Below are 26,780 nucleotides of genomic sequence, written 5' to 3'. Positions count from 1 at the left end.
TGAGCTGTATTACGGGCTTTGTCTCGGCTTGGCATCGTCTGGGTCTCAATCAGGTTTCAGTCCCGCCACAGAAGCATCAACCCCCGCTTTTGGGGTGTTTCGCTGTGCCAAGCTTGAAGGCATGCTCCGGCCGGGATCCGCCCTGGCCGGATCCCCCACGCATCGCCCGGTCCACGGACTGCGGGCACAAGACACGGAAGGCAGGGATAGTCATGACCAGGCAGCATAAGCGCCTCTCCGGCCGCACCCGCCTCCTGATGGCGGCAGCAGCAGCACCGCTTCTCCTGAGCTCCTGCGGAGTGGTTGCGGAACTCCCGACCACCAGCATGCCGAGCTCCTTCAGTGCGGCCACCTCACCCGAAGGCCGCCCGATGGCCGTCTCCGCCCCGGCCGAAGCCACAGTTTCCAAGGTTGTCATGCCGGTGTACTGGCTTGGCCTGAACGGTTCGGACGTCCAGCTCTACCGGGAGTTCCTGCCGTCGAAGAACACCGGCGACCCCATTGGTGAAGCGGTTATGGCCATGACCACCGATGCTCCCCGCGATGACGACTACTTCACTCCGTGGTCGCCCGCTTCGAAGGTCACCGCATCGATCTCCAGTAAGAACATCATCACGGTGGATATCACCGCTGACGCATTCAAACCGTCGCTGGACGCAGGCATGGCCCACCGCGCCGTGCAGCAGCTGGTTTACACAGCCACCGCCGCCGCTGCCAACGCCGGGCTGACCGCTGCCGGCTACAACACCAGCGTGGTGGTGCTGGTGGACGGCAAAGCCGGCTACAACGCTTTTGGTCACGAGGATCTTGAACCTGCCCTGGAACGGGACAAGACCCTTCCCGCGCCGATCTGGATCATCAGCCCGCAGGAACAGGACGGCACCGAAACGTCCCTCACGGTCATGGGTTCGGCGGTGGTCCGGGATGACCGGCTTGCCTGGAGCGTGGAACGCATCGCCAACGGACGGCCGGAAACCAAACCCGTGCAGACGGGCGAGATCAGCCTCGACGCAGAGCCAGGCGAGACCGCGATGTTCGAAATGCTCCTTGAGCTGGAACCCGGTGAGTACAACCTGCGGGTTTTCCACGGCGACGGCGCAAACCAGGACTCAAAGCGCTTTACCGTCTACTAGGAGCGAAGCCGGCTCCGAGGCGGGTCAGCTCCAGCGGCCCAGCAGGTAGTTCAGCAATACCAGCGCGGCCGGTCCGGCGCTTGAAGAGCGCAGGACGTGCGGACCCAGACGGACCGAAACGGCACCGGCAGCACCAAGCGCCTGCAGTTCCGCAGGACTAATGCCGCCTTCGGGTCCAACCACGACGGCGATGGACCGGATTCCGGTCTCCGTGCCTGCTGCCACTGACCTTGCCAGCGCCAGTTCCACCGCTGCAGCCAGCGGGACCTGGGCTTCCTCGTGCAGCACGAGCACCAGGTCCGTGTCAGCCAGCCGTGCGGGCAGAGCCTTGCTGTCGGCCACATCCAGCACCTGCGGAATCCGCGACCGGCGCGACTGTTTTGCCGCGGAAGTGACTACGGCCCGCCATTTCGCCTGGCCCTTTACCGCCTTGTCAGCCTTCCAGCGCACGATGCTTCGTTCGGACTGCCAGGGCAGAACGGCGTCCACTCCAAGTTCGGTAGCGGCCTCAATGGCCTGCTCATCGCGGTCGCCCTTGGCCAGTGCCTGCACCAGTGTCAGCTCACAGCCCACAGCAGGCTCCGCCTCGACCTCGCGCACATCGACTTCCAGCAGCGCGGGATCCGCGGACCGGACAGTTCCGCGCAGGCGCGTTCCGGCGCCGTCGACGATGTCCACGTCCTCTCCCGGCGCCAGCCGCTTGACCGCTACGGCATGACGGGCTTCGGGACCGGTCAGCGCGAACACGCTTCCCGGTGCCGCTGCCGCTACCAGTTCCGGGTCACCGAAGAAGATCGGGTTGGTCACGGTGAGCGCCGGCCTCTAGTGGTTGCCGAGGCGGTCGCGCAGTTTCGCGAAGACGCCGCTGTTGCTGTTGCCGCTGACCCTGCCTTCGGCGAACTCTTCGCCGCGGAGTTCAGCGAGCCGGCGGAGCAGTTCTTCCTGCGCCTGATCCAGCTTCTGCGGTGTCTCCACCTGGACGTGAACCATCAGGTCACCGCGGCCGTAGCCGCGCAGGTGCGTGACGCCCAGGCCCTTGAGGGTGGTAACTTCACCGGACTGGGTGCCGGCCTTAATGTGGATTTCGCGTTCCCCGTCGAAGGTCTCCATGTTGATGACCGTGCCCAGGGCTGCCGCCGTCATGGGCACCGTAAGGGTGGCGTGGAGGTCATCGCCGTCGCGCATAAACACGGGATCGGCGTTGACCCGGATCTCAACGTACAGGTCTCCCTGCGGGCCGCCGGCGGTGCCGGCTTCACCCTGTCCGCTGAGCTGGATCCGCGTTCCGGTTCCGACGCCGGCGGGAACCTTGATGGTCAGGGTGCGGCGGCTGCGTACGCGGCCTTCGCCGGCGCATTCGTGGCACGGGTCCGGGATGACGGTGCCGAAGCCCTGGCAGGACCCGCAGGGCGCCGTCGTCATGACCTGGCCAAGGATGGAACGCACCGCGCGCTGGACCTGGCCGCTGCCGTGGCAGATGTCGCAGGTCCGCGGGGAGGTTCCGGGCTGGCAGCAGGAGCCGTCGCACGTGGGGCAGACAACGGCGGTCTCCACGTCGATCTTCTTGTTGGTGCCGAAGACGGCATCCTTCAGGTCGATCCGGACGTTGATGAGCGCGTCCTGTCCCCGCCGGGTGCGCGACGCCGGTCCGCGGCCGCCGCCGGGTGCTCCGCCGCCGAAGAAGGTGTCGAAGATGTCCTGGAAGCCGAAGCCCTGGCCGCTGAAGCCGCCGCCGAACCCGTTGTCCGTGCCGTTCTCCTGGCCGGTGGTGTCGTAGACGCGCCGCTTCTGCGGGTCGGACAGTACTTCGTAGGCATGGGTCACGGCCTTGAACTCGTCTGCCGCTCCGGGGGCGGTGTTCACGTCCGGATGGAGCTTGCGGGCAAGCTTGCGGTAAGCCTTCTTGATTTCCTCGCCGGTGGCATCCCGGCTTACGCCGAGTACCTGGTAGTGATCACTCACTCGTGCACATCGCTTCCTGTGTTGCGTCCCCCGCCTCGGGGATGATTAGTCTTCCGGACACCGCTGGTGAGGCGGCTGCCAGTCTTTGGGGTCAGGTGTTCAGGACCCGGGAAAGGTAGCGGGCAACGGCTCGAACCGCTGCCATGGTGTTGGGATAGTCCATCCGCGTGGGACCAAGGATTCCTACCATAGCCGAAGCATCCGGCCCATACCCAGTGGCGACGACGGATGCCTCCGAGAGCGAACCGTATGGGTTTTCCGATCCGATGCGGACCGAGACTCCCCTGGCGTCCTGCTCCATTTCCGAGAGCAGCCGAAGCATAACGACCTGTTCTTCCAGGGCTTCAAGGATGGGCCCGATGGTCAGCGGGAAGTCTCCCGTTGCGCGGGCCAGGTTGGCTGTTCCGGCCATCACCATGCGGTCTTCGCGGTTAATTCCTGCCAGCTGTTCCAGGGCCCGCACCAGGGCGCCGGCCGTTCCCCGCAGGTGGGCCGGAACGGTAGCCAGGGTGTCTGCCAGGTGGGAAGTGATCCGCGTGAGCGTGGTTCCGGCAAGTGCCTGCAGGAAGTGCTGGCGCAGTTCATGCAGGTCCTGCTCCGTCACGGGGGCCGGCACGGTGATGACACGCTGCTCAACGCGCCCGGTAGTGGAGATCAGCACCACGAGGACCTGAGCCGGGGCCAGCAGGACGAACTCGATGTGGCGCACCTTCGCGTTGCCGAGGTGCGGGTACTGCACGACGGCGACCTGGTTGGTCAGCTGGGACAGGAGCCGGACGGTGCGGTCCAGGATGTCATCGATGTCCTCGGCGCCTTCAAGAAGGGTCTGGATGGCACGCCGTTCAGCGGCGGAAAGCGGCTTCAGATCCGAGAGCTGGTCTACGAAAAGCCGGTAGCCCTTGTCCGTGGGGATGCGTCCGGCGGAGGTGTGCGGCGCAACGATCAGGCCCTCTTCTTCGAGGACTGCCATGTCATTGCGGATGGTGGCGGAGGAAACGCCAAGGTGGTGCCGCTCGACCAGGGCCTTGGATCCTACGGGTTCGCGGGAGTGGACGTAGTCTTCGACAATGGCCCGGAGCACCTCGAGCCGGCGTGGTTCGCTCATGGTTTCCTCCTTCGCTGACGGACTGTCATTCGCACCCGGGCGCTGCACGGCCGTGCCGGCCGCTGTTAGCACTCGGTGTCCCTAAGTGCTAAGTCTAATACCATCCACCGCCGTTGCTAGCATTGAATCTTCCGTGCCTGCGGCTCACGCAGGTGCTGCGCAGCGTCTTCTCCAGGAACGAGGTTTTATGCCCAGCTACGAGTGGGGGCCGCAGGACATCACCGCCCCGGCCCGTAAGGCCCTGCGCCGGGTCGGCGCAGAGAAGGGCCTGGTCCTGGAAGAAGTCCAGACCGGGTGGGTTGGTGCGGTGCTGCGCACCGAAAAGTCCGGCGGCATGCACCTGGTAGTGCTCGAGGATGCGCGCGGCAGGACCCGTTCCTTTGAACTCGGCTTCGGGTTCCTCCTTGAGGGCGAACCGGTTGAAGTGATTCCTGCCGTTAAAGCGGCAGCGCCGCCGGCCGCCCGGCGGACGGCTTCCGGTTCGGTCGCAGTGGAGAACGTCCGGGCCCGCACCGCCCGCGCAAGCCGGATCTGGGTGGAAGGCAAGCACGACGCCGAACTCGTGGAAAAGGTGTGGGGAGACGACCTGCGGATCGAGGGCATCGTCGTCGAGCCTCTGCACGGAGTGGATGACCTGGCCGGTGCGGTGCGTGACTTCTCCCCCGGCCCCGGCCGGCGCCTGGGCATCCTGGTTGACCATCTGGTGTCCGGTTCCAAGGAGTCGCGCATAGCTGCCGAGGCCATGCGGGTTCCCGGCGCGGCAGGCAACGTGCTTATTGTGGGCCACCCCTATGTGGACGTCTGGCAGGCCATCAAGCCCCATGTCATCGGCCTGCAGGCCTGGCCCGTGGTGCCGCGGAACGAGGACTGGAAGACCGGAATCCTGAAGGGACTCGGCTGGCCGCACCGCAGCCACACCGACGTCGCGCTGGGCTGGAAAAAGCTGCTGGGCTCAGTCCGGACCTACGCCGATCTTGAACCGGCGCTGCTGGGCCGGGTGGAAGAAGTCATTGATTTCCTCACCGTTCCGTAGCCGTCCCGCCGCGCCGCGCTGAACCGGCCTTTGCCTGCTCCGGCGGCGGAACCCAGTACCCTTGTCTAACAACAGGTACCCGCGGGGGCAGCCCTGCGTCATCTGAGAGTTAAAGGAATAGCAACCGTGTCCAACCCACGCCCGAACCACCCGCAGCCGGATAACCACGGTTCGCCGGCGCGCCCGGACTACCAGGGTGCCCCGGCGAATGCCCTCCCGCTGACCGCGTCGGAAGACCGCCAGTGGGCCACGCTTTCCCACTTCGGCGGCATCCTGGGCTTCGTTCCTTCGCTCATCATCTATCTGGTGTTCCGTGACCGCGGGCCGTTCACGGCTCAGGAGTCGAAGGAAGCCCTGAACTTCACGCTGCCGCCCACCATCCTGGCGCTCGTGGCCTGGCTGCTTTCATTCATTCCGGTGGTGGGAGGGTATTTCGCCATCTTCAACGCGCTGATCTGGATTGCAGTCGCCGTGTTTTCCGTCATAGCGGGCATCGAATGCAACCGCGGACGGCCGTACCGCTACCGCTTCAATCTGCGCCGCATCCGGTAGTCCGCGGGGTTTTTACCGGTTCGGTCTGCTGCGGCTAGGGCAGCAGCCGGCGCACAACGGCGTCGGCCAGCAGCCTGCCCTTGAGCGTAAGCAGCACGGTGCCGCCAATGGCAGCCTTCGGCTCCACCAGTCCGTCCGCGATCAGGCCGGCGATCTCGTGCCGTCCTTCGGGACGCAGCAGCTCCCGCGGCAGGCCTTCAGCGAGCCGGGTGCGCAGCATGACGTCCTCCAGGTAGCGCGTGTCCGCATCCAGGGTTTCCCGCCCGACGGCGGGTGACTCCCCCGCCGCGATCCGCTGGGCGTAGGCAGTGGGATGCTTGGCGTTCCACCAGCGGACTCCGCCAACGTGCGAGTGCGCCCCGGGACCAATTCCCCACCAGTCATCACTGCGCCAGTAGGCCAGGTTGTGCCGGCAGGCGTCCTGCGGGGTGCGTGCCCAGTTGCTGACCTCGTACCAGTTCAGCCCGGCAGCGGTGAACAGTTCATCGGCTAGCAGGTACTTGTCCGCGTGGTCGTCGTCGTCAATGGGCGGCACTTCGCCGCGGCGCATGCGCGCAGCCAGCTTGGTGCCCTCCTCGACGATCAGCGCGTAGGCCGAAATGTGGTCGGGCCCGTAGCTCAGGGCTTCCTCGACCGAATGCTTCCAGTCCGCCAGGGACTCCCCCGGCGTGCCGTAGATCAGGTCCACGCTGACTTTCAGGCCGGCGTCGCGCGCCCACTGCACCGCCTGCGGTACCCGCGAGGGTGTGTGGGTCCGGTCCAGGACCGCCAGGACGTGCGGCACCGCGGACTGCATGCCAAAGGAGACTCGGGTGAAGCCGGCATCTTTAAGGAGCTGCAGGGATTCAGGGGTCACCGAGTCGGGGTTCGCCTCGGTGGTCACCTCCGCACCGGGAGCCAGACCCCACTCCTCGACGGCGGTGCCCAGGATGGCGGCCAGGTCTTCAGCCGGGAGCAGGGTCGGTGTGCCGCCGCCAAAGAAGACTGTCTCGATGGGCCGCTCCGGGACGCCCGACGCCGCCAGGGCCTTGGCAGCAAACCGGACTTCCTGCTGTGCTGTGGAGGCGTAGGCGTCCTGCGACGCTCCCCCGCCCAGCTCGGTGGCGGTGTAGGTGTTGAAGTCGCAGTAGCCGCAGCGAACGGCACAGAACGGAATGTGGACGTAGAGCCCGAATTTCCGTTCTGCTGCCGCGGTGGCTGCATCGGCCGGAAGGATTCCGTCCCTTGGGGCGGGATCCCCGAGCGGAAGCGCGCTGGGTGTCACTTCTTGGCTTTGTCCTTGGACTCGTCGGAGGACAGGGCAGCCACAAAGGCTTCCTGCGGTACTTCCACGCGGCCAACCATCTTCATGCGCTTCTTGCCTTCCTTCTGCTTTTCCAGCAGCTTGCGCTTACGGCTGATGTCGCCGCCGTAGCACTTGGCAAGCACGTCCTTGCGGATCGCGCGGATGGATTCGCGGGCGATGATGCGGGAGCCGATGGCGGCCTGGATTGGCACCTCGAACTGCTGCCTGGGGATGAGTTCGCGCAGCTTGCCGGTCATCATGACGCCGTAGGCGTAGGCCTTGTCCTTGTGTGTGATGGAGCTGAAGGCGTCCACCTGTTCGCCCTGAAGCAGGATGTCCACCTTGACCAGATCGGAAATCTGTTCGCCGTCTGCCTTCCAGTCGAGTGAGGCGTAGCCGCGGGTCTTGGACTTCAGCACGTCGAAGAAATCGAAGACGATCTCGGCCAGCGGCAGGCGGTACCGGATTTCCACCCGGTCCTCGGAGAGGTAATCCATGCCGCCCAGGACACCGCGGCGGGTCTGGCACAGCTCCATGATGGCGCCGACGAACTCGCTCGGCGCGAGGATCGTGGCCGCTACCATCGGCTCGCGGACCTCCTTGATCTTGCCTTCGGGGTACTCGCTCGGGTTGGTCACCTTGACCACCTTGTTGTCCTCGAGCGTCACCTCGTACTCCACGTTCGGTGCGGTGGAGATCAGGTCCAGGTTGTACTCGCGCTCGAGCCGCTCACGGGTGATTTCGAGGTGGAGCAGGCCCAGGAAGCCCACGCGGAAGCCGAAGCCCAGCGCCGCCGAGGTCTCGGGTTCATACACCAGGGCCGCGTCATTGAGCATCAGCTTTTCCAGCGCATCGCGCAGCACCGGGTAGTCGGCGCCGTCGATCGGGTAGAGACCGGAGAACACCATGGGCTTGGCATCGGCGTAGCCCGGCAGCGATTCGGCGGCGGGCTTGGCCAGGTTGGTGACGGTGTCGCCGACCTTGGACAGGCGGACGTCCTTCACGCCGGTGATCAGGTAGCCGACCTCGCCGACTCCCAGTCCCTTGGACGGGGTGGGTTCCGGGGAGCTGACGCCGATTTCGAGGAGTTCGTGGCTGGCACGGGTGGACATCATCTGCACGCGTTCCCGCGGCGAGAGCTTGCCGTCAACCACACGGACGTAGGTGACCACGCCGCGGTAGGTGTCATAGACGGAGTCGAAGATCATGGCGCGTGCCGGTGCGTTGGGGTCGCCGACGGGTGCGGGAATGTCACGGACAATCTGGTCCAGCAGGGCTTCGACGCCGACGCCGGTCTTGCCGGAAACCTTCAGCACGTCCTCCGGATCCCCGCCGATCAGTTTCGCCAGTTCCTCGGCGTACTTTTCCGGCTGTGCTGCCGGCAGGTCGATCTTGTTAAGGACCGGGATGATGGTGAGGTCGTTTTCCATCGCCAGGTAGAGATTGGCGAGGGTCTGTGCTTCGATGCCCTGGGCGGCGTCCACCAGGAGCACTGCGCCTTCGCAGGCTGCCAGGGAGCGGGAGACCTCGTAGGTGAAGTCAACGTGGCCCGGGGTGTCGATCATGTTCAGGGCGTAGGACTGGTCATCGAGTTCCCAGGGCATGCGTACAGCCTGGGACTTGATGGTGATGCCGCGTTCGCGTTCGATGTCCATGCGGTCCAGGTACTGGGCCTTCATGTCGCGCTGCTGTACCACTCCGGTGAGCTGGAGCATGCGGTCGGCCAGGGTGGACTTGCCATGGTCGATGTGGGCGATGATGCAGAAATTCCGAATGATCGCCGGATCCGTCGCGGCAGGCACCGGTGAGAAGCGGGCCAGAGGTGACACTGTGGCGGTTCCTTTACTGTTTGCATGGCTTCGGTGCTGTCCCCGGATGTGTACTCAGGGCAGGACCGCTCGCACGCAGGGATTGTACGAAGTGGACTGGTGTTAACAGTCTCCCACGTTTACCCCGGGTGACCCGAACTGTTCACGGCCGGGAAGAACGGCCGGGCCGTCCCGGCCGCCCGCACCTAGGATGGCGGCATGGCTTTTTCTTCCCGTAACCTGCTCAGCCTTGCCCGGAATGCCCTTCGGGTTGCCCGCCATCTGGCGCCCGGTCCTGCGAAAACTCCGAGTGCATCTTCCACGCGCTCATCCCACGCCCAGTCGTCTCCCTCCCCCTCAGCTACCTTGCAGTCGGCCCGGCGCAGCGGATACGCCGGCGACTACTCGGGACCGATCAAACCCGCCTACGCACCGAAGCCGGACGGGGCTCCGGATCCCGGCGAAGTTGTCTGGGCCTGGGTGCCCTATGAGGACGATCCGTCCCAGGGCAAGGACCGTCCTGTGCTGCTGATCGGCCGCAGCGGGCCCCGCCTGCTGGGCCTGATGCTCACCACCCGGGACCGGAACAACTCCAGAGACTCGGATCCGGACTACCTCGACATTGGCACCGGCGCCTGGGACAGCAAGGGGCGGCCGAGCGAGGTTAAGCTGGACCGGATCATTCAGCTGGATCAGGCGGACATCCGCAGGCAGGGTGCCATCGTGGACCGTTCTGTCTTTGAGCGTGTTGCGAAGCGGCTCGCGGAGCGCCGGCGCTGAAGCCGCTTCGTGCTGCGAGCAGGTGCGGGCCGGGCACGGGTCTTCGTGCCCGGTTCCACACTGTCCGCGAAGTTCTGCTAACATTTATTGCTGTGTGTCCGCGCAGGTCGACGGGCACTTCAGGCCGGGCGCCATTACGGTATCCCCACGCCGCTCAGTCAATGTCTGGTCTGAAATTCCCTCACCGACCAAGTCCGCAATACAAAGAGAGTTTATAAGTGGCCAATATTAAGTCCCAGAAGAAGCGCATCCTCACCAACGAGAAGGCGCGTCAGCGCAACAACTCGGTGAAGTCCGAGCTGAAGACGCTTATCCGCAACGTGGATAACGCTGTCACCGCTGCTGACAAGGAAGCGGCTCAGGCAGCCCTGCAGGCTGCTACCCGCAAGCTGGACAAGGCTGTCAGCAAGGGCGTTATCCACAAGAACAACGCTGCTAACCGCAAGTCGGCCATCTCCAAGAAGGTCAACGCGCTCTAAGCGGGAGCAACACCCTTAGTTTTACGAAAACGGCTGGTCCCTCGGGACCGGCCGTTTTTGCTTTAAGCCGGTATGTACCGTCCCGTTCCTGCGGCCACCGTTTCAATCCCGCAGGCACCCCGGCGCTGTGCGGCCAACGTGAAGGATCTCTCCGGTCGCAGGATCCTGAATCGGCGGTGTCCAGTTCGCCGCTTCCTGGAACATGCGGCGGGACGTCCGATTCAGCCGGGAACTGCCGAACGGATTATCGCCCGGAGGCAGCCAGCGCGATGACTGTAACGGCACGCTCCACCGCGTACACCGGATCGCGGCCGGCACCTTTGACCTGGGCATCTGCCTCGGCCAGGGCCTGCACCGCCTTGACCAGCGACTCGGAGGAAAAGCGCTGCGCATCCCGCCGTGCCTGGTCCACTTGCCAGGGAGCCATCCCCAGATCCTTGGCGAGGGAAGCGGAGGAACCCCGCAGATCGGCTACCCGTGCCACCGCGCGCACCTTCATGGCCAGCGCTGCCACCAGGGGAACCGGGTCCACTCCGGTGGCCAGTGCATGGCGAAGCATCGACAGTGCCGCCCCCGCACGCCCAGCCAGCGCGGCGTCGGCCACCTTGAAGGCAGTCGCTTCGACCCTGCCGCCGTAGTACTTCTCGACCGTCTCCTCAGTGACTTCGCCGGACGTATCGTGCATCAGCTGCTGGCACGCGGACGCCAGTTCAGCCAGGCTCGAACCCACCGCACTGACCAGCGCGCGGACGGCGCCGCCGTCAATCCGCCGCTTCCCGGCCTTGAACTCCTGGGAAACGAAGTCGGCCTTGTCGGCATCCTTCTTAAAAGGCTGGCAGTCGACCACCGGTGCTTTGGCGGCTTTGACGGCGTCGAGCAGCTTCTTGCCCCGGTTTCCGCCCGAGTGGTGCAGGACGAGCACCGTGTCCGGCGCCGGATCGGAGAGGTAGGTGAGGGTATCGTTCAGGAACTCCTCACTCATGTGCGCGAGGTTCCCGGCCTCGATCAGCTTCGCTTCCCCGAACAGGGACGGACTGGCAATAAGCGTCAGCTGCCCGGCGGTGTAGGCGGCGGCGTCGATGCGGATCACTTCGGTATCCGGCGCCTGGCTGCGCTGCTGCAGGCGAATATTCTCCATGGCACGGCCGGCAAGGTAGTCTTCCGGGCCGGTCAGCAGCACAACGGGGGCTGGAGCAGCCTGCCGCCAGGAGACGGTACCGGCCGCCGGCTTGGCGGTAGATTTCTTGGGCACGGCCGGATTCACGGATGCACTGCTCCTGGACTGGTGAACGGGGGATCGATCACCCCCAACATTGCCACGGGGCAACCCGCCGGCCAACTTCCGCCGTCGTCGTTTTTGCCACATTCCTCTTTCATGGTGATCTGCCTGCGGACCCGCACCCGCGCGGCGAGGGGAACGCAGACGCCGCCAGTCAAGTTTGTCCGCAACCGCGGGTACGGCTAATGTTGCGGAGGCATACGCCCAGAGGAGAGTGATTTAGTGGCCGCAGTTGACGGCGGACCCTCCCGCCGCAAGCCCTCGCGCCGGCAGCCCCGTTCCGTTGTTGCGCGGGCAGCAGTCGATGCCGCACTCGAGCACGGCTTTGAGAACGTGACGGTCGAGATGATCTGTTCGCGGGCTGACATTTCCCGCAGCTCCTTCTTCAATCACTTTCCCTCCCGTCACGCGGCAATCGTGGGTGAACCCCTCACCGTGCCCGGACCTGATGTGATCTACCCGATTCTTTCCCGGCATCCGGACGACCTGGTCCGTGGCCTGCTGGAAATGCAGGTACCTGTCCTGGCCAACCGGACCGCCGACTCGGACATCCTGCGCGACCGTTCCCGGCTGATCACTGAACAGCCAGCGGCCATGCGCCAGTACTCCACCGGGCTCATCTCCGTGCAGAACGGCCTCACTGACGCAGTCGAAGGATGGTTGCGCGCCCATCCGCAGTATGCCCGCATTCCAGGCAAACCACGGACTGAAGCGGTGCTGGCGGTTACGGCCGCGTATGCGGCGATGTACGCGACCTCCGACTGGTGGCGCGTTCCGCTGCGCGACGTCCCTGACCCCTTAGCCTCGTGTCTGGCCGCAGTGGATGCACTCAGGGTTGTTGTTGGGGCCAACGATCCGTCCCGTCCGCTGAGCCTTCCCGAGGTTCCGCTTCCCGAACCGGAAGAGGCCACAGCACCCGCCCCCGGTCTCCGGGAACGCAAACGGCGGGACACTGAGAACCGCATTGAGCTGGCAGCCGCCCGCGGCGCTCTTGAACGCGGCTTTGCGGCCGTCACCGTGGATGAAATCTGCGCGGAGGCCGTGATCTCGCGCAGTACATTCTTCAACTACTTCCCCTCCCGCGAGGCAGCCATGATCGGCCGGCCGTTGAACGTGCTGCCGCGCCAGCAAGCTGAGGAAGTGCTTACCAAACATGGTGACGATGTTGTGGGCGGGGCTTATGCGCTCATCTTCGGGTCGATCGGCCATACGAGTGTCAACGCGGAAGTGGCCCGGCTGCGGGCTGAGCTCTCCCGCACCCAGCCCGCTGCCCGGGATGCCGGTACCGCGACCCTCGTGGACGCCGGCACACGAATCATGGGCACTATCCGGGACTGGCTTGCCGGGAACCCGCAGTACGCGCACCTGAACGGTGAGCCGGCCTACGAAGCCTCCCTCGCCTCGAACGCAGCCTACGCGGCTATCTCGGATATGGCGGCCGGCTGGCTGGGAGCAGCCGGGGACATCCAGGCCAGTGCCGAGGACTTCGTGGCTGCCATGAACGACCTGCGCACCGTTCTGGCAGTAAACGGCGGCGCCGGGTAGCGCCTCAAGGTCCCCTGCTGAGCCCGCTGACCATCAGCTTCCCTCCGTCCAGGTGCAGGACAAAGCTGCCCAGCTGATCCGTGCGCGCCACCTGTGCCCCAGACTCTTCAAGGTTTCGAAGGGTTTCCGGAGCCGGATGCCCGTACGTGTTCTCCTCCCCCACCGATATCAGTGCCAGCAACGGACGCAACTCTTCCGGCAATGCCCGGCCGGAGTTACGCGCGCCGTGGTGGGCGACCTTGAGTACGTGCACGGGTTCGGTCCGCAGCTGCGCACTTGCTCGGAGCATCTGCCGGGCAGCCTCCTCCTCGAGATCACCCGTGAAGAGAAAGTTGATCCCAGCCGTACGGATCAGCAGGACAGCGCTGGCGTCATTCTCAGTGAGTCCCGCCAGGGTGCCGGCCGGGCCAGGGGCACCGGAGGCTCCCCCGGCTCCCGTTGGACCAGAACCACCCGCGGTGCCGGCCCTGTCATCTGTGCCCGCTGGGGGCCACAGGACGTCCCATCGCACGGAGCCGAGCTCCCCGTGTCCTCCGCGGCCCAGGCGTTCCGGCTCCACACCAAACTGGCGGCCGAGCTCGCTGATCTTCCCGGGCGTTCCAGGTTCAGCCGACGAGAACACCAGCGAGTTCACTTCCCTGCCTTCCGCCGCGGCCGCCGCACCAGCATAGTGGTCCTCGTGTACGTGGGTGATGACCAGCATCTCGATGGTGGCGATGCCCAGCCGGTCCAGACAGGTGTCCAGCGCCGGCGGGTCAGGACCGGCGTCGATGACTATCGCCGATTCGGGCCCCGTCCTTACTGCCAGGGCGTCGCCCTGCCCGACGTCGCAGACGGCGGCAATCCAGTCCGTCCGGCCCGGACCAGGCTGGAGCAGCCGCATTGTCACAGCACCCAGCACTACGACCAGGACGGTGGCCAGGCAGATCAGCCCAAACCGACCCGCACGCAAGGGACCGCACCACTGCCTGCCACCCTTCCCCTCGGATGAAATCGTTCCGGGGCCCTCCCGCGCGGCGCGGGGCCGCCCGAGCCTGATGATGCCCCAGGCCAGGAGCGCTGCCGCAGCTGCCATAGCCCCTGCTCCGGCCGGACCCGGGAGCCACGGCAGCAGCGCGCCCGGAGCCTGCGCGAAGAAGCGGGCTACACCGGAAACCCACCCTGCGCCGACACCAGCGGAGACCAGAAGAGGGAAATCCAGTGGCGGGGCAAAGTGCCCGAGCAGCACGGCGGCCATTCCCACAATGGTCACGAACGGAACAACCGGCGCCGCGGCAATGTTGGCCGGCAGGGAGTAGGCGGGCAAATTGGGCTGGAGCAGGACGAGCACCGGTGAGCAGGCCACCTGCGCCGCAAGAGGTACGGAGGTGAGGACAGCCACCGGCTGTGGCAGGAAGCGGGCCAGGCCCGCGCTCAGACGCGGACCGAGGAAGATTAATCCCGCCGTCGCGCACACGGAGAGGATGAACGCATAGCTTCCGCTGAGCCAAGGATCAACCGCCAGCAGGACAGTAGCGCAGAGACAGAGCAGTGCGGTGGGAACCTTCCCACGTCCGGTGACCACCGCGGCAGTACCGATTGAACCCATGACTGCGGCACGCAGCACGCTGGCATCGGGCCGGACCACCAGCACAAACCCCGCCAGCACCAGGACAGCGACAGCTGCTGCGGCGCCCCGCGGAAGGCGGACCACGCGGCACAGAAGAAAAACGAAGGCCAGCAGGTAACTGCAGTTGGCACCGGAAACCGCGGTGAGATGGGTGAGCCCGGTATCCTGCATCGCCGTGGTGAGCTCGGGAGGGGCAGTCGATCTGTCTCCCAGGACCATTCCGGGCAGCAGGCCAGCGGCATCCGTGGCACCGAGCGTCTGGGCACGCTGAGCGAATCCGGTTCTCAGCGCTGTGGCGATGGCCAGCAGCCCGTCCGCAGGTTCGACGGTCGGGGCGCGTGAGGCGCGGAGCACCGCTGCTGTCCGGTCACCCGGCTCCGAGGCGATGAGGGACCCTGCGGTGTTGAAGGTATCCCCCAAATGGATATTGGCGTAGGCCTCATTCCCAATAATGAGGACCGGCAGCAGGGCCGCGGAACGTTCACCTGCCAGCGTGAAACTGCTCAGCTGGGCTTCTAGGAGATACCTTGGCTTGCCGCTGAAACGGTCCGCGGCAGCAGGGCGGGCATCACTGGTCGCAACGAACTCACCCGTGATGGAAGCACCCGCCGCCACGGCCACACCTGCCGGACCGGCAGCCCGGCCCACCACAGCCGACCCCGCCGAACTGGCCACCAGGACCAGCACGGCGAGGGGCGCCAGCACTGCGGCGGCCCGACCGCGGAAGCGTGGTTTCATTCGCTGCCGAGACGTCAGAAGGACCATCAGCAGGAGGACCGCACCGGCCGCAGCCGCCAGAAGGCTGACCGGACCCGGCAAACGCACCGCAGCTGCGGCACTCGCCCAGGCGCAAACGGCGACCGGCACCAGCCGCAGTTCGGTATGGGGTTTCGCCCCACCGACCGCCGTTCCGGCCGTCAGGGAGCCGCGAAAGGAGCCGAACAGACGCCCCAGCAGGCCCGTAATACCACCCATGAGACCGCCGGCAGCGCTGCCCGCATATATCCGCCGGATCCCGCCGGAGGATCTCTTGGCAGGCTCGCCGCGCGAAACAGCGGCACCAGATCCACCGCGCTCGGCCCCGTCATCGTCTGCTGCACCGCGTGGTGCGCCGAGCCCAGTCCCGGACCCAGAGCCAGGCTCACGCCCGGGTCCGGTCCGTCTGCCTCGGTCAGGGCCGGCACCCTCGATTGCCGCTGAGGTGTAGCGTTCCCACGGACTTCGGCGGGCCATCAGACTGGACCCCGCAGGCAGCGATCCGGCGAGGCTCTGTTTTCGAAGCCACGCAGTTTCCGTGGGCCCAACCCATTCACACGGCGACCAGAGGCAACAGTGCAGCCAGCATTGCTTCCCCGATCCCCGGGACCGCGTCCAGATCCTCCGCCCGTTGGAACGGTCCGTGTTCAGTGCGCCAGGCAATGATCCGCCCCGCCAGCACCGGGCCCACCCGCGGCAGCGTCTGCAGCTCAGTCTCCCCGGCAGTATTCAGATTGACCACTGACACTGGGCTTCCGAAACCGGTCCCGGCCTCGGATCCCGGCGCTGGCTGCTCCCCTGATCCGGTACCCGGCGGCTGAACGGGTCCGCTGGGGTCTCCCTGCGCTGGGATAACGACCATGGATCCGTCGGTCATAAGGGAGGCGAGGTTCACCCGGGTCAGGTCGGCTTCGCCTGTGGCGCCGCCGGCTGCTGCAACTGCATCGGCAACCCTGCTGCCCGCAGGGATGCGCACCAGTCCGGGAGCGGTCACGGCGCCCGCCACGTGCACCACAAGCTGGGCGCTGCTGCCGGCGGGGCCACCCTTGGAACCCCCTTCACCGGATGTGCCCGCTTCTCCTGCCGGGGCGGTTTCCCGGTCCGCATGCGCGGTCTCTCCAGGAGTCTCCTCACGCTCCGGCGATCCCGTGGCCGGACGTTCCCCCGCGCCGTTTGTGGCGAGGTTTGAACCAAGTTCCACACTCAGTACTTCGGACGAAGCCCTCTCACGCAGCAGCGGAACCGCAGCAGCTGCCGCCAGCATCAGGCAGGCAGCAAGGATTCCTGCGCGTCGTGGAAACTTCCACCGCCGCCGGTTCTCGGCTGCAACACCAGGACCTGTACCGAAATCCGGTTCATCCTCCTGGGGGCCCGGGAGCTGCCACGCGGCCTCGGTGTCCTCCAGGACAGGACTGTTGCGGGAATCCGTCTCGCTTCCCGGTACACCTCCGGGCGGCGGAAGGTTTCCGCCAGCGGCACGGCGCCGCGCGGCAAGCCGTGAAGGAAGTCCGGCAGCCGGTTCTGTGTCCCAACGGTGGTTGGCCATGCCGGGGAGCCTACGATCCCGGCAGGACAGACAATAGCCGGTTTCAAGGCGTTGTGAACAGCATCGTTTGCGGCAGGCGTTGTGCAGGAAGACTGGCCCGCGGCAGAGTCAGTCGATGTCCCGGTCCTGGTCCCCGGGGCGGGCGGCAGTTCGACCCGCCGCGCCGGGCACCGCGGTTCCCTCGGCGCCAGCCCCGGAAGCCAGGGCGCCAGTTCCGGCGTCGGTCTCTGTCTCCATTTCTGTCTTCGGGCCAGCCGCAGCCGGGTCCGAACCGGAACGAGGACTCGGCGCTATAGCCACCGCCAGCACGCCCAGACCGGCATGCGCGGCAAGCACCGCAGGCAGCGGGCAAAGCATCACTTCAGCTTCGGGAAGCTCCCGGATCACTGCAGAAGCCAGGCGTTCGGCCTCCGCTTCGTTGCCAAAATGATGGACGGCCACACGCACCGGACCGGCGCGCCGGGAAAGTTCCTCCCGGGACAATTCCTCCAGCCGGGCCAGAGCCTTCGGGGCCGTCCGGACGCGTTCCAGCGGAACCACCAGACCGTCCCGGATCGCCAGGATGGGCTTGACCGCGAACAGGGTGCCGAACCAGCCGGCGGCAGCACCGATCCGGCCGCCGCGGCGCAGCTGGTCAAGGCTGGGAACGTAAAAGAGAATGTGCGCCGCTTCAGCACTCGCGTGGGCGGCAGCAGCGACGTCGGCCGCTTCCGCACCCGCGAAAGCCGCACGGGCGGCGGCCTGCACCGCATACCCCAGCCCCATGGCAACAGACGCGGTATCCACAACAAGCACGGGAAGCTCGGCAGACCGCGCCGCAAGCCGGGCGGAATCCACAGTTCCGGACAGCTTGGAAGAAAGGTGAACCGAGACCACCGCCTCGAAGCCGGCAGCAGCAAGCTCAGCGTAAACCGCCTCAAACTGGCCCGGAGCCGGACGTGAGGTGCGGACTTCCTGGCCCTGCGCCAAGGCCAGCGCGAGGGCACCGATCATCTTGTCAGTGCCCTCGCCGTAAATCTGGTCCCCGATCATCACCGGCATGGAAACAACCCGCACCAGCGAGGCCAGGGACGGCGTCTCCGCCCACTGCTCGGGCAGGGAAGATGATGAATCGGTGACGACGGCGACGCGCGGGCGGAAAGCAGGCTCAGCGGCCCCGGTTTCCCGGGACTTGAACCACCGCCCGCGCAGCGCCGCCCAGTCCATCATGACTAAGCAGGCACGATGTTCACGAGCTTGGGTGCCTTCACAATGATGGTGCGGATGCCGGCGCCGTCGAGCGTGCGCTGCACCTGCTCCGAAGCCAGCGCCAGCTCACGCAGCGCGTCTTCGGTGATGTCGGCCGGAACTTCCAGGCGGTCGCGGACCTTGCCCTTGACCTGCACGATCGCGGTGACGGTGTCCTGTACCAGCAGGGACTCGTCAACTGCCGGCCAGCCTGCATTGGCGACCGACGCCGGGTGGCCCAGCGCGTTCCACAGGTCTTCGGCGGTGTACGGGGCGAAGAGGCTCAGGATCACGGCCACCGTTTCGGCAGCTTCCCGGACCGCGGGATCGGCAGCACCGGCACCCGCGTCGATGGTCTTGCGGGTCGCGTTGACCAGCTCCATCAGCTTGGCGATCACCACGTTGAACTTGCCGGCGTCCAGCAGCTCGGTTGCGTCGGCGATGGTCCGGTGCGTCACGGAACGCAGCTTCTTGTCCCCCGCCGTGAAGTCCACGCCCGGCTCGGAGGCTACGTCCTGGCCCAGGCGCCAGGCGCGGGCCAGGAACTTCGCGGAGCCCGACGGCGAGACGTCCGCCCAGTCGACATCGTCTTCCGGCGGGGAGGCAAAGACCATGGTCAGGCGCACGGCGTCAACGCCGTACTTGTCCAGCTGCTCGCCCAGGTCCACGCCGTTGCCCAGCGACTTGGACATTGCCTTGCCGCCGTTGAGCACCTGGCCCTGGTTCAGCAGGGCGGTGAAGGGTTCATCGGCCTCGATCAGGCCCATGTCCTTGACCACCTTGGTGAAGAACCGGGAGTAGAGCAGGTGCAGGATGGCGTGCTCGACGCCGCCCACGTACTGGCCCACGGGCATCCAGTTCCGGACCGCCTCCGGGTCGAACGGCCCCTCGGTGAAGTGCGGGGAAACGAAGCGCATGAAGTACCAGGACGAGTCCACGAAGGTGTCCATGGTGTCGGTGTCCCGCTTGGCCGGACCGTCGCAGGACGGGCAGGAAACGTTGACCCACTCTTCCACGGAGGCCAGCGGAGAGGTGCCCTTCGGGGCCAGCGCCTCGCCCTTCAGCCCGGTGGGCAGGGTGACCGGCAGCTGGTCATCGGGAACCGGAACTTCGCCGCACTTCTCGCAGTGGATGATGGGGATCGGGGTGCCCCAGAAACGCTGGCGGGAGAGCAGCCAGTCGCGCAGGCGGAAGTTCACGAACTTCTCCCCCGTGCCCTTTTCCTCCAGGATGCGGACGGCTGCAGGAATGGCTTCGGACTTCGGCAGGCCGTTCAGCTCACCGGAGTTCACCAGGGTGCCTTCGCCGGTGGTGGCGGTGCCGCTGACGGCGGGATCCTCTTCACCGGTGTCCAGGACTGCGCGGACCGGCAGGTCGAAGGTGCGGGCGAAGTCCAGGTCGCGCTGGTCGTGTGCGGGCACGGCCATGATTGCGCCGGTGCCGTAGTCGGCCAGCACGTAGTCCGCTGCCCAGACCGGCAGCTTTTCGCCGTTGAGCGGGTTGACGGCGTAGCGGCCGGTGAAGACGCCGGTCTTGGTGCGGTCCGTGGCCTGGCGTTCGATGTCGGAGAGCGCCTTGACGTCCTCGCGGTACTGCAGCAGGGCCTCGCGGTGCTCATCGTCCACCAGGTCCAGGGCCAGCGGTGCGTCAGCAGCCACGACGAAGAACGTTGCTCCGTACAGGGTGTCCGGGCGGGTGGTGAAGACGGTGACCTGCTCTTCGGGCTTGTTGCCGGCAGCCTCGATGGCGAACCGGACGTGCGCGCCCTCGGAACGGCCAATCCAGTTCTTCTGCATGGCCAGCACACGCTCCGGCCAGTGACCCTTCAGCTGCTCCATGTCATCGAGCAGGCGGTCGGCGTAGTCAGTGATCTTGAAGTACCACTGGTTCAGGGCCTTCTTGGTGACCTGGGTGCCGCAGCGTTCGCAGGCGCCGTTGACAACCTGCTCGTTGGCCAGCACGGTCTGGTCCTTCGGGCACCAGTTCACCGGGGAGTTCTTCCGGTAGGCCAGGCCCCGGTCGTAGAAGCGGGTGAACAGCCACTGGGTCCAGCGGTAGTACTCCGGATCGGAGGTGTGCAGGCGGCGGGACCAGTCAACGCTGATGGCGTACCGCTTGAAGGAACCGGCCTGGGTGTCAATGTTGCGGTAGGTCCACTCACTCGGGTGGGCGTTGTGCTTGATCGCGGCGTTTTCCGCGGGCAGGCCAAAGGAGTCCCAGCCGATCGGGTGCAGCACGTCGAAGCCGAGCTGGCGCCAGTAGCGGGCAACGACGTCGCCCATCGCGAACGCTTCAGCGTGGCCCATGTGCAGGTCACCGGACGGGTACGGGAACATGTCCAGGACGTAGCGGCGTTCCTTCGAGCCATCATCGGCCGGGGTGAAAACGCCAAGGTCGTCCCAGACAGCCGGCCACTTCTTTTCCATGGCCGAGAAACTGTATACGGCCTCTTCCGACTGGTCAGTCTGTGACTGCGTGCTCACTATGCTTCGCCTCTGTCCTCAAGAAATCCTGGTGATCCGCGGCCTCCGGCGTGCCGCCGGTTCCGCCTGCGCTGTTAACTCTTCCCAGACACACAAAAGCCCCTCGTCAGATGCAAGGGGCTGCCGCGTTTGACTCAAACGCGGCTATCTAAGGAGGAGCAAAGCGGTCATTTCTCCACTTTACAACAGGCAGCGCCCGACGGCGGTGCCCGGGTCTGGTGCACCGCCGCGGACGGGCGCCGGGCCGGGACAGCCCGGCACCCCGTTCACCGGCACCCCGTTCACCCGCGCCCCACTGCCTCCCGGGCCGCACGGAATTCCAGGAAAGCTTCCCGGCTCGTCCGAGTGGGTGTAAAGCCGAATTCTTCCTTGAGGGCGGTGTTGTCCAGCACCGGACGGTAGCGGAGGAAGCGCAGCTGCTCCGGCCCGTGCACGGTGAGCCTGAGCTTCTGCCCCAGCCAGAGACCGGCGGCAAGCAGCGGCGCCGGCACGGTAAGCGTCCGTTTGCCCATGAGCCCGGCGATCTCCCGGACGGTCAGGGCGCCGTCGCCGGCCACGTTGAAGATCCCGCTCCGGCCGGTGACCACTGCCTGGGCCATTGCGTCAGCGACGTCCTGGTCCCAGATGAAAACAAACGGCGACTCGCTTCCGGCCACGCGCAGCAGCCGGGGCGCGTCGAACAGCGCAGTGATCTGGTTCCGCACCCGCTCCCCCAGGATCGTGCCGATCCGGAAGATGGTCTGCCGCAGTTCCGGATGGTCACGGCGCAGCCGTGCCAGCTCTTCTTCGACCAGCCGCTTGTGCCGGGAGTAGGCGAACTCGTCGTTCCCGCGCAGCGGATGGGACTCATTCAACCAGGGAGCGTTGTCGGCGTGGTAACCGTAGGCAGCGCCGGAGGAGGAAATGACTACGTGTTTGATTCCCGCCTCAAGACAGGCGGAAAGGACATTCCTCGAACCGATGACGTCCACCTGAAACTCCTGCTCCCGGGTGGTGTCCCGCCCCGGATTCACGATTGCCGCCAGGTGGACCACGGTGTCGATCCTGTGATCGGCCAGAAGGGTGCCCAAATGCGGGGAGCCAATGTCCGCCAGCGCGTACTGGACCCCGCTAATTACCAGGTCAGGCGCGGGTTCACGGATGTCCAGGCTGAGGACGTGGCTGATACCGGGATCCGCAGCCAGCCGGGAGACGACAGCGGAGCCAAGGAACCCGTTGCCGCCGGTCACGCAGACCCGGGTCACAGTGCAGCCTCCGTCGGCTCGGATGCCCGCCGGGCATCTCGCCTGCGCCACCACGCGGCAAGCGCCAGGCCGGCCAGGATGTCCCAGATTCCCCACCAGGCGGCGACCATGGCCATGCCGCCCAGCCCGGAGAAGAACGTCAGGGTCAGCCCAAGGCCCAGCCCGGTATTGCGGGCACCGACCTCGAAGGTCACCGCCCGCCGGCTGGCTTCGTCCAGCCGGACGGCGGCTGCAGCCCAGTACCCCACGGCCAGCGCCACGGCGTCGTGCAGGGCCACCACCAGGAAAATGGTGCCGAGGTGTTCACGCAGCGGTCCCAGGTTGCTGGCGGTGCCGGCCACGATGAACGCCAGCAGCGCCACCAGCCCAATCCGCTGCACCCAGGGCCGCAGCCGGTCGGTGAGGCCGGGAAAGCGCCGGGCCAGCGGCATGCCCACCGCAAACGGGACGCCGATGATCAGCAGGACCTGGATCAGCATCCCGCCCCGGTCTAGCGAGAAGTCGCGCATCAGGGTTGCCGTGGACGGACTCAGCGCTGCCCAGAACGCCACGTTGAGCGGCATCACGATGATGGCCACCAGATTCGACACCGCGGTCATGGACGCGGAGAGCGCCACGTCGCCGTGGGCCCGGTGGGTCAGCACGTTCGAGATGCCGCCCGGCGGGCAGCAGGCGACGAGGATCATGCCCAGCGCAATGGAGGCGGGGACCTGCAGCGCCAGGGCTATGCCGACTGTCACCGCCGGCAGGAGCAGGTACTGCGCGGCCAGGCCCAGCACGATCGCCTTCGGGCTCCGTGCGACCGTGCGGAAGTCGGCGGGCCGGACTTCCAGGGCTATGCCGAGGATGATCACGGCCAGGACCACGTTCAGGATCACCAGCGAGCCGGGTGAGAAATTGAGTACGACGTCGTCGATGGGCATCAGCGGTTCAACTCCGCGGGTGCCGCGGCAGTTTCCGGGGCGCGCTGGGCCAGCCGGTCAAGGTGCGCGTCCAGCTCCTTCCGGTAGGCGTCCTTGTTGACGTAGTAGCTCATCCGGTCCAGGCCCAGATAACGGTAGCCCCCGGTGACATCGGGCGACGGCCCGCTGACGGCGCCGTCGAACTCCGCGGCCGTGCCTGGGCTCTCCTGCTGGGCTGCGAGGTACGCCGCCACCAGCTCGGCCTGGCGGTATCTGCCTTCCCAGCCCAGGCCGGAGGCTTCCACCATGCCCACCACCATCAGGTTCTTCGCCTGGCGGCTGAAAATGTTCAGGTACAGCTGCGGCGACGCTCCGTGCCAGCCCAGCAGCTCTGGCGCCAGGAACGGGTAGCTGAGCACATAGCCGGTGGAGCAGAGCAGCAGGTCGTACTCCCCCGTTGTGCCGTCCCGGAAGTGCACGGTGGATCCCTCCAGCCGGTCGATGTCCGGTTTCACCGAGAGGTCGCCGTGGCCCAGGTGGTGCAGGATCAGGGAGTTGACCACCGGGTGGGATTCGTAGATCCGGTAATCGGGTTTGGGGAAGCCGAAACGCGCAGGGTCTCCTGTAAACATGCGGAGCAGGCGCTTGTCCAGGAACTGCTTGAGCGGCCGCGGCAGGGGTTTGCCCTGGTTCAGTATGTCCGTAGGGCGTCCAAAGACGTACTTGGGCACGAAGTAGTATCCGCGCCTGACGCTGATGTCCACGGAGGCGGCGTGGTGCACGGCGTCCACGGCGATGTCGCAGCCGCTGTTGCCCGCACCGACAATCAGCACACGTTTGCCCGCCAGTTCGGCAGCATCCTTGTACTGGGCCGAATGGCGGATCTGCCCGGCGAACTCACCCCGGAAAGCCGGCAGGAACGGCGTGTGCAGGGTGCCGGAGGCAACGACGACGGCGCTGAAACTGCCGCTGCCCGCCCCCTCGGGTCCTTCCCAGGCAAGGTTCCAGCCGCCGTCGCCGCTGGGAACGGCACTGGTGATCCGCGTGCTGAACCGGATTCGACCGGTGAGCCCGAAGGTTTCCGCGTAGCCGCGGAAATAGGCAAGCAGTTGCCGGTGGCCCGGATAATCCGGTGTCCCGGCCGGCATCGGAAACTCAGCGAACTCGGTGGTTGTCCTGGAGGAAATCAGGTGCGCGGATTCGTACACCGTGCTGGCGGGATTGCCGATGTTCCACAGCCCGCCGACGTCGCTGTGTGCCTCAAAACCCACGACGTCGAGTCCGCGTTTGGACAATGCCCGCAGGGCAGCCAGCCCGCTGGGGCCGGCACCAATTACGGCAACCGGCAGCGGCTGCCGGTCCGTGCGGAAAGAACCTGCTGTTAAGGACATCGAGACCTGTTTCTGTGACGCGCATCACCATTGATGCTGACCGAACGCTACCGGCCCCTGTTCCTGCAGGTCAAACGCGACACTCCCCAACTCCGGGACAAAAAACCAGCTCCCGGATCCGCGGATCCGGGAGCTGGTTTTTCGACGCGGGGAACGCTGCCCCGCAGGGCTGGTGCCTAGAGGACGTCCTTATCCACCCAGTCGAAGGTCCGCGTCACGGCCTTGCTCCACAGGCGCATCTGCCGCTCACGCTCGGCCTGGTCCATGTTCGGAGTCCAGCGCTTGCCTTCATTCCAGTTCGCAGCGAGCTCGGCCGTGTCATTCCAGAAACCGACTGCAAGTCCGGCAGCATACGCCGCACCCAGGGCAGTGGTTTCAACAACTTCGGGACGGACTACGTCCACTCCGAGGATGTCTGCCTGGAACTGCATCAGCGCGTCGTTGGCGACCATGCCGCCGTCGACCCGCAGTTCCGTCAGCGGAACGCCGGAGTCGGCGTTGACCGCATCAAGGACTTCCCGGGTCTGGAAGGCAGTGGATTCAAGTGCGGCGCGGGCAATGTGGTTCTTGTTCACGAACCGGGTCAGTCCCACGATCACGCCGCGGGCGTCGGAACGCCAGTGCGGTGCGAACAGGCCGGAGAACGCCGGAACAATGTAGACGCCGCCGTTGTCTTCGACCGCGCTGGCCAGCTGCTCAATTTCCGGGGCACTGTTGATCATGCCGAGGTTGTCCCGCAGCCACTGCACCAGCGATCCGGTGACGGCAATGGAGCCTTCCAGTGCGTACACGGGTGCGGCGTCGCCGATCTTGTACGCAACGGTGGTGAGCAGCCCGTTCTCTGACATCACCTTTTCCTCGCCCGTGTTGAAGATGAGGAAGTTGCCGGTGCCGTAAGTGTTCTTCGCATCACCGACGCCGAAGGCAGCCTGGCCGAACGTAGCGGCCTGCTGGTCGCCGAGGATGCCGGCAACCGGGGTTTCGCGCAGCAGCTGGGAAGTGTGCACCGTTCCGTAAATCTCCGACGAGGAACGGATCTCCGGGAGCATGGAGGCCGGAACACCGAAGGTGTCCAGGATTGACTGGTCCCAGGTCAGGGTGTCCAGGTCCATGAACATGGTCCGCGAAGCGTTGGACACATCAGTGATGTGGACGCCGCCGTCGGTCCCGCCGGTGAGGTTCCAGGTAACCCATGAATCGGTGTTGCCGAACATCAGGTCACCGTTCTCGGCCTTCTCCCGGGCGCCCTCTACGTTGTCCAGGATCCACTTGATCTTGGTGCCGGAGAAGTAGGTGGCCAGCGGAAGGCCCACCTTGTCCTTGAAGCGCTCCAGCCCGCCTTCCTGCGCAAGTTCGTCGACGATCGGCTGGGTGCGGGTGTCCTGCCAGACAATGGCGTTGTAGACCGGCTTGCCGGTGTTCCGGTCCCACACCACCGCAGTTTCGCGCTGGTTGGTGATGCCGACGGCGACGATGTCGTGCCGCGTGAGGTTTGCCTTGGACAGTGCGGTGCCCACAACCTCTCGGACGTTGGTCCAGATCTCCATGGGGTCATGCTCAACCCAGCCGGCACGGGGGAAGATCTGCTCGTGTTCTTTCTGCCCGGTTGAAACGATCTTGCCGTCGTGGTCGAAGACAATTGCCCGGCTGCTGGTAGTGCCCTGGTCAATTGCGATCACGTACTGCTGCTTGCTGTCGGTCACGTGGGTCTCTCCTTTGGGGTCTTAAGTCTTCGCGGACGTAGAAGGGCTAGACGATTTCAGGAAGCGGAATGAAGCCGCCGGCCCAGCCGCCGAGTGCTCCGCCGATCAGCGGACCGACCACGGGAACCCAGGAGTAGGACCAGTCGCTGTTGCCCTTGTTCCGGATGGGCAGCAGGGCGTGGACGATGCGCGGTCCAAGGTCACGGGCCGGGTTGATGGCGTATCCGGTGGGTCCGCCGAGGGAGGCACCAATACCAACCACCAGCAGAGCGACGGCCAGCGGGCCAAGTTCCGTAGGTGTACCGGCGAAGGCGACAATCACGAATACCAGCATGAACGTGCCGACAACCTCGGTGACTACGTTCCAGCCATAGGAACGGATTGCGGGACCGGTGGAGAACACACCCAGAATGTTTGCCGGGTCCGGCTCATCGTCAAACTGCTTTTTGTAGGCCAGCCAGGCTACAAAGGCGCCGATGATGGCACCGAGCATCTGTCCGCCGAAGTAGGTGAGTGTTGAGCCGATGGTTACCGCTACACCGGGTACGAATTCGTCCGCGCCGCCGGTGATGACGCCAACGGTCACGGCGGGGTTGATGTGCGCCCCCGACATCACGGAGAGGTAGACGCCGGCAAACACGCCGAGTCCCCATCCCCAGTTGACCATCAGGAAGCCGCCGCCGTTGCCTTTGGTTTTTCCCAGGGCAACGTTGGCGACTACACCGCAGCCCAGGACTATCAGCGCTGCTGTACCCAGCATCTCGCTGACAAATACCTCTCCTAGAGTCACCATCGACTCCTCCGATCCGTTAGTTGTGCATTTTGGGGGTGATCAGTGATGAAGGACCTGCCACGGGCACCGGCGTCAATCCGGGCATTTCGCCTGCCGAAGCCTGCCGGGGCACTGTAAGGCCCTATGCAATCAATCTTTTTCAAGAAACGCCATGACTTTAAGGAA

21 protein-coding genes are annotated in these 26,780 nt (G+C 65.8%); 6 read left to right on the top strand and 15 right to left on the bottom strand.

Going from position 1 to position 26,780, the window contains the following annotated elements:
* Positions 1-212 precede the first annotated feature (212 nt).
* Complete coding sequence (locus tag ACWGQ2_RS13460; protein ID WP_452018052.1) at positions 213-1,133, top strand: GerMN domain-containing protein; 921 nt, start codon at positions 213-215, stop codon at positions 1,131-1,133.
* A gap of 24 nt (positions 1,134-1,157) precedes the next feature.
* On the opposite strand, the gene ACWGQ2_RS13455 is transcribed toward ACWGQ2_RS13460, so the two are convergent.
* The 3 genes from ACWGQ2_RS13455 to hrcA form a co-directional block, all read right to left on the bottom strand.
* Positions 1,158-1,940 carry a 16S rRNA (uracil(1498)-N(3))-methyltransferase gene (locus tag ACWGQ2_RS13455; protein ID WP_452018050.1) on the bottom strand — a complete coding sequence of 261 codons (783 nt, stop codon included), beginning with the start codon at positions 1,938-1,940 and terminating at the stop codon, positions 1,158-1,160.
* A 15-nt stretch (positions 1,941-1,955) separates the two neighbouring features.
* Positions 1,956-3,095, bottom strand: coding sequence for a molecular chaperone DnaJ (gene dnaJ, locus ACWGQ2_RS13450; protein ID WP_452018048.1), 1,140 nt, complete (start codon positions 3,093-3,095; stop codon positions 1,956-1,958).
* Between the two features lie 91 nt (positions 3,096-3,186).
* Positions 3,187-4,200, bottom strand: a complete 1,014-nt coding sequence (hrcA, locus tag ACWGQ2_RS13445; RefSeq protein WP_452018046.1) for a heat-inducible transcriptional repressor HrcA — start codon at positions 4,198-4,200, stop codon at positions 3,187-3,189.
* A 187-nt stretch (positions 4,201-4,387) separates the two neighbouring features.
* Between hrcA and ACWGQ2_RS13440 the strand changes: the two genes are divergently transcribed.
* Positions 4,388-5,233, top strand: a complete 846-nt coding sequence (locus tag ACWGQ2_RS13440; RefSeq protein ID WP_452018044.1) for a DUF3097 domain-containing protein — start codon at positions 4,388-4,390, stop codon at positions 5,231-5,233.
* Positions 5,234-5,359: 126 nt separating this feature from the next.
* Positions 5,360-5,785, top strand: coding sequence for a DUF4870 domain-containing protein (locus ACWGQ2_RS13435; RefSeq protein ID WP_452018042.1), 426 nt, complete (start codon positions 5,360-5,362; stop codon positions 5,783-5,785).
* Between the two features lie 34 nt (positions 5,786-5,819).
* On the opposite strand, the gene hemW is transcribed toward ACWGQ2_RS13435, so the two are convergent.
* Complete coding sequence (hemW, locus tag ACWGQ2_RS13430; RefSeq protein WP_452018040.1) at positions 5,820-7,049, bottom strand: radical SAM family heme chaperone HemW; 1,230 nt, start codon at positions 7,047-7,049, stop codon at positions 5,820-5,822.
* Complete coding sequence (lepA, locus tag ACWGQ2_RS13425) at positions 7,046-8,899, bottom strand: translation elongation factor 4 (protein WP_452018038.1); 1,854 nt, start codon at positions 8,897-8,899, stop codon at positions 7,046-7,048. Before lepA ends, hemW begins: the two co-directional genes overlap by 4 nt.
* 198 nt (positions 8,900-9,097) lie before the next feature.
* Here lepA and ACWGQ2_RS13420 point away from each other — a divergent pair, with 198 nt between their 5' ends.
* Positions 9,098-9,658: a type II toxin-antitoxin system PemK/MazF family toxin gene (locus ACWGQ2_RS13420; protein ID WP_452018036.1), complete on the top strand. Its 561-nt coding sequence runs from the start codon at positions 9,098-9,100 to the stop codon at positions 9,656-9,658.
* Positions 9,659-9,876: 218 nt separating this feature from the next.
* The gene (rpsT, locus tag ACWGQ2_RS13415) at positions 9,877-10,137 is read left to right on the top strand and encodes a 30S ribosomal protein S20 (protein ID WP_055241021.1); all 261 of its coding nucleotides are present in this window, start codon (positions 9,877-9,879) and stop codon (positions 10,135-10,137) included.
* 244 nt (positions 10,138-10,381) lie between these two features.
* Here rpsT and holA read toward each other — a convergent pair whose 3' ends face one another.
* Complete coding sequence (gene holA, locus ACWGQ2_RS13410) at positions 10,382-11,389, bottom strand: DNA polymerase III subunit delta (RefSeq protein WP_452018034.1); 1,008 nt, start codon at positions 11,387-11,389, stop codon at positions 10,382-10,384.
* Between the two features lie 249 nt (positions 11,390-11,638).
* Between holA and ACWGQ2_RS13405 the strand changes: the two genes are divergently transcribed.
* Positions 11,639-12,961, top strand: coding sequence for a TetR/AcrR family transcriptional regulator (locus ACWGQ2_RS13405; protein ID WP_452018032.1), 1,323 nt, complete (start codon positions 11,639-11,641; stop codon positions 12,959-12,961).
* Positions 12,962-12,965: 4 nt separating this feature from the next.
* Here the strand turns inward: ACWGQ2_RS13405 and ACWGQ2_RS13400 are convergent, their stop codons facing one another.
* The 9 genes from ACWGQ2_RS13400 to ACWGQ2_RS13360 all read right to left on the bottom strand — a co-directional run bounded on the left by ACWGQ2_RS13400 (position 12,966) and on the right by ACWGQ2_RS13360 (position 26,612).
* A complete protein-coding gene (locus ACWGQ2_RS13400; protein ID WP_452018030.1) occupies positions 12,966-15,308 on the bottom strand; it encodes a ComEC/Rec2 family competence protein in 2,343 nt (780 codons plus the stop codon).
* Positions 15,309-15,879: 571 nt separating this feature from the next.
* The gene (locus ACWGQ2_RS13395; RefSeq protein WP_452018028.1) at positions 15,880-16,872 is read right to left on the bottom strand and encodes a ComEA family DNA-binding protein; all 993 of its coding nucleotides are present in this window, start codon (positions 16,870-16,872) and stop codon (positions 15,880-15,882) included.
* Between the two features lie 108 nt (positions 16,873-16,980).
* The gene (locus ACWGQ2_RS13390; RefSeq protein WP_452018027.1) at positions 16,981-18,081 is read right to left on the bottom strand and encodes a DegV family protein; all 1,101 of its coding nucleotides are present in this window, start codon (positions 18,079-18,081) and stop codon (positions 16,981-16,983) included.
* Positions 18,082-18,083: 2 nt separating this feature from the next.
* On the bottom strand, positions 18,084-20,585 hold the full coding sequence (gene leuS, locus ACWGQ2_RS13385; RefSeq protein WP_452018146.1) for a leucine--tRNA ligase: 2,502 nt from the start codon (positions 20,583-20,585) through the stop codon (positions 18,084-18,086).
* Positions 20,586-20,863: 278 nt separating this feature from the next.
* Entirely contained in the window at positions 20,864-21,826 is a 963-nt protein-coding gene (locus ACWGQ2_RS13380) for an SDR family oxidoreductase (RefSeq protein WP_452018025.1), read from the bottom strand.
* Positions 21,823-22,749: a bile acid:sodium symporter family protein gene (locus ACWGQ2_RS13375; protein ID WP_452018023.1), complete on the bottom strand. Its 927-nt coding sequence runs from the start codon at positions 22,747-22,749 to the stop codon at positions 21,823-21,825. The genes ACWGQ2_RS13380 and ACWGQ2_RS13375 overlap by 4 nt, the downstream gene beginning before the upstream one ends.
* On the bottom strand, positions 22,749-24,119 hold the full coding sequence (locus ACWGQ2_RS13370; RefSeq protein WP_452018021.1) for a flavin-containing monooxygenase: 1,371 nt from the start codon (positions 24,117-24,119) through the stop codon (positions 22,749-22,751). The genes ACWGQ2_RS13375 and ACWGQ2_RS13370 overlap by 1 nt, the downstream gene beginning before the upstream one ends.
* Before the next feature lie 176 nt (positions 24,120-24,295).
* Positions 24,296-25,822, bottom strand: coding sequence for a glycerol kinase GlpK (glpK, locus tag ACWGQ2_RS13365; protein ID WP_452018019.1), 1,527 nt, complete (start codon positions 25,820-25,822; stop codon positions 24,296-24,298).
* Positions 25,823-25,868: 46 nt separating this feature from the next.
* Entirely contained in the window at positions 25,869-26,612 is a 744-nt protein-coding gene (locus ACWGQ2_RS13360; RefSeq protein ID WP_452018017.1) for an MIP/aquaporin family protein, read from the bottom strand.
* Positions 26,613-26,780: the final 168 nt, after the last annotated feature.

It is taken from the genome of Arthrobacter sp. NPDC055585, assembly GCF_053619115.1.
The sequence above is the reverse complement of the archived record's forward strand: the minus strand, read 5'-3'. Positions and strand labels throughout refer to the sequence as shown.

What these genes read in the sequence shown, in the direction of transcription:
- ACWGQ2_RS13460 (WP_452018052.1), top strand. Translation starts at nt 213, where the DNA reads ATGACCAGGCAGCATAAGCGCCTCTCCGGCCGCACCCGCCTCCTGATG.
- hrcA (WP_452018046.1), bottom strand. Translation starts at nt 4,200, where the DNA reads ATGAGCGAACCACGCCGGCTCGAGGTGCTCCGGGCCATTGTCGAAGAC.
- ACWGQ2_RS13440 (WP_452018044.1), top strand. Translation starts at nt 4,388, where the DNA reads ATGCCCAGCTACGAGTGGGGGCCGCAGGACATCACCGCCCCGGCCCGT.
- ACWGQ2_RS13420 (WP_452018036.1), top strand. Translation starts at nt 9,098, where the DNA reads ATGGCTTTTTCTTCCCGTAACCTGCTCAGCCTTGCCCGGAATGCCCTT.
- ACWGQ2_RS13400 (WP_452018030.1), bottom strand. Translation starts at nt 15,308, where the DNA reads ATGAAACCACGCTTCCGCGGTCGGGCCGCCGCAGTGCTGGCGCCCCTC.
- ACWGQ2_RS13395 (WP_452018028.1), bottom strand. Translation starts at nt 16,872, where the DNA reads ATGGCCAACCACCGTTGGGACACAGAACCGGCTGCCGGACTTCCTTCA.
- ACWGQ2_RS13390 (WP_452018027.1), bottom strand. Translation starts at nt 18,081, where the DNA reads ATGATGGACTGGGCGGCGCTGCGCGGGCGGTGGTTCAAGTCCCGGGAA.
- ACWGQ2_RS13375 (WP_452018023.1), bottom strand. Translation starts at nt 22,749, where the DNA reads ATGCCCATCGACGACGTCGTACTCAATTTCTCACCCGGCTCGCTGGTG.
- ACWGQ2_RS13370 (WP_452018021.1), bottom strand. Translation starts at nt 24,119, where the DNA reads ATGTCCTTAACAGCAGGTTCTTTCCGCACGGACCGGCAGCCGCTGCCG.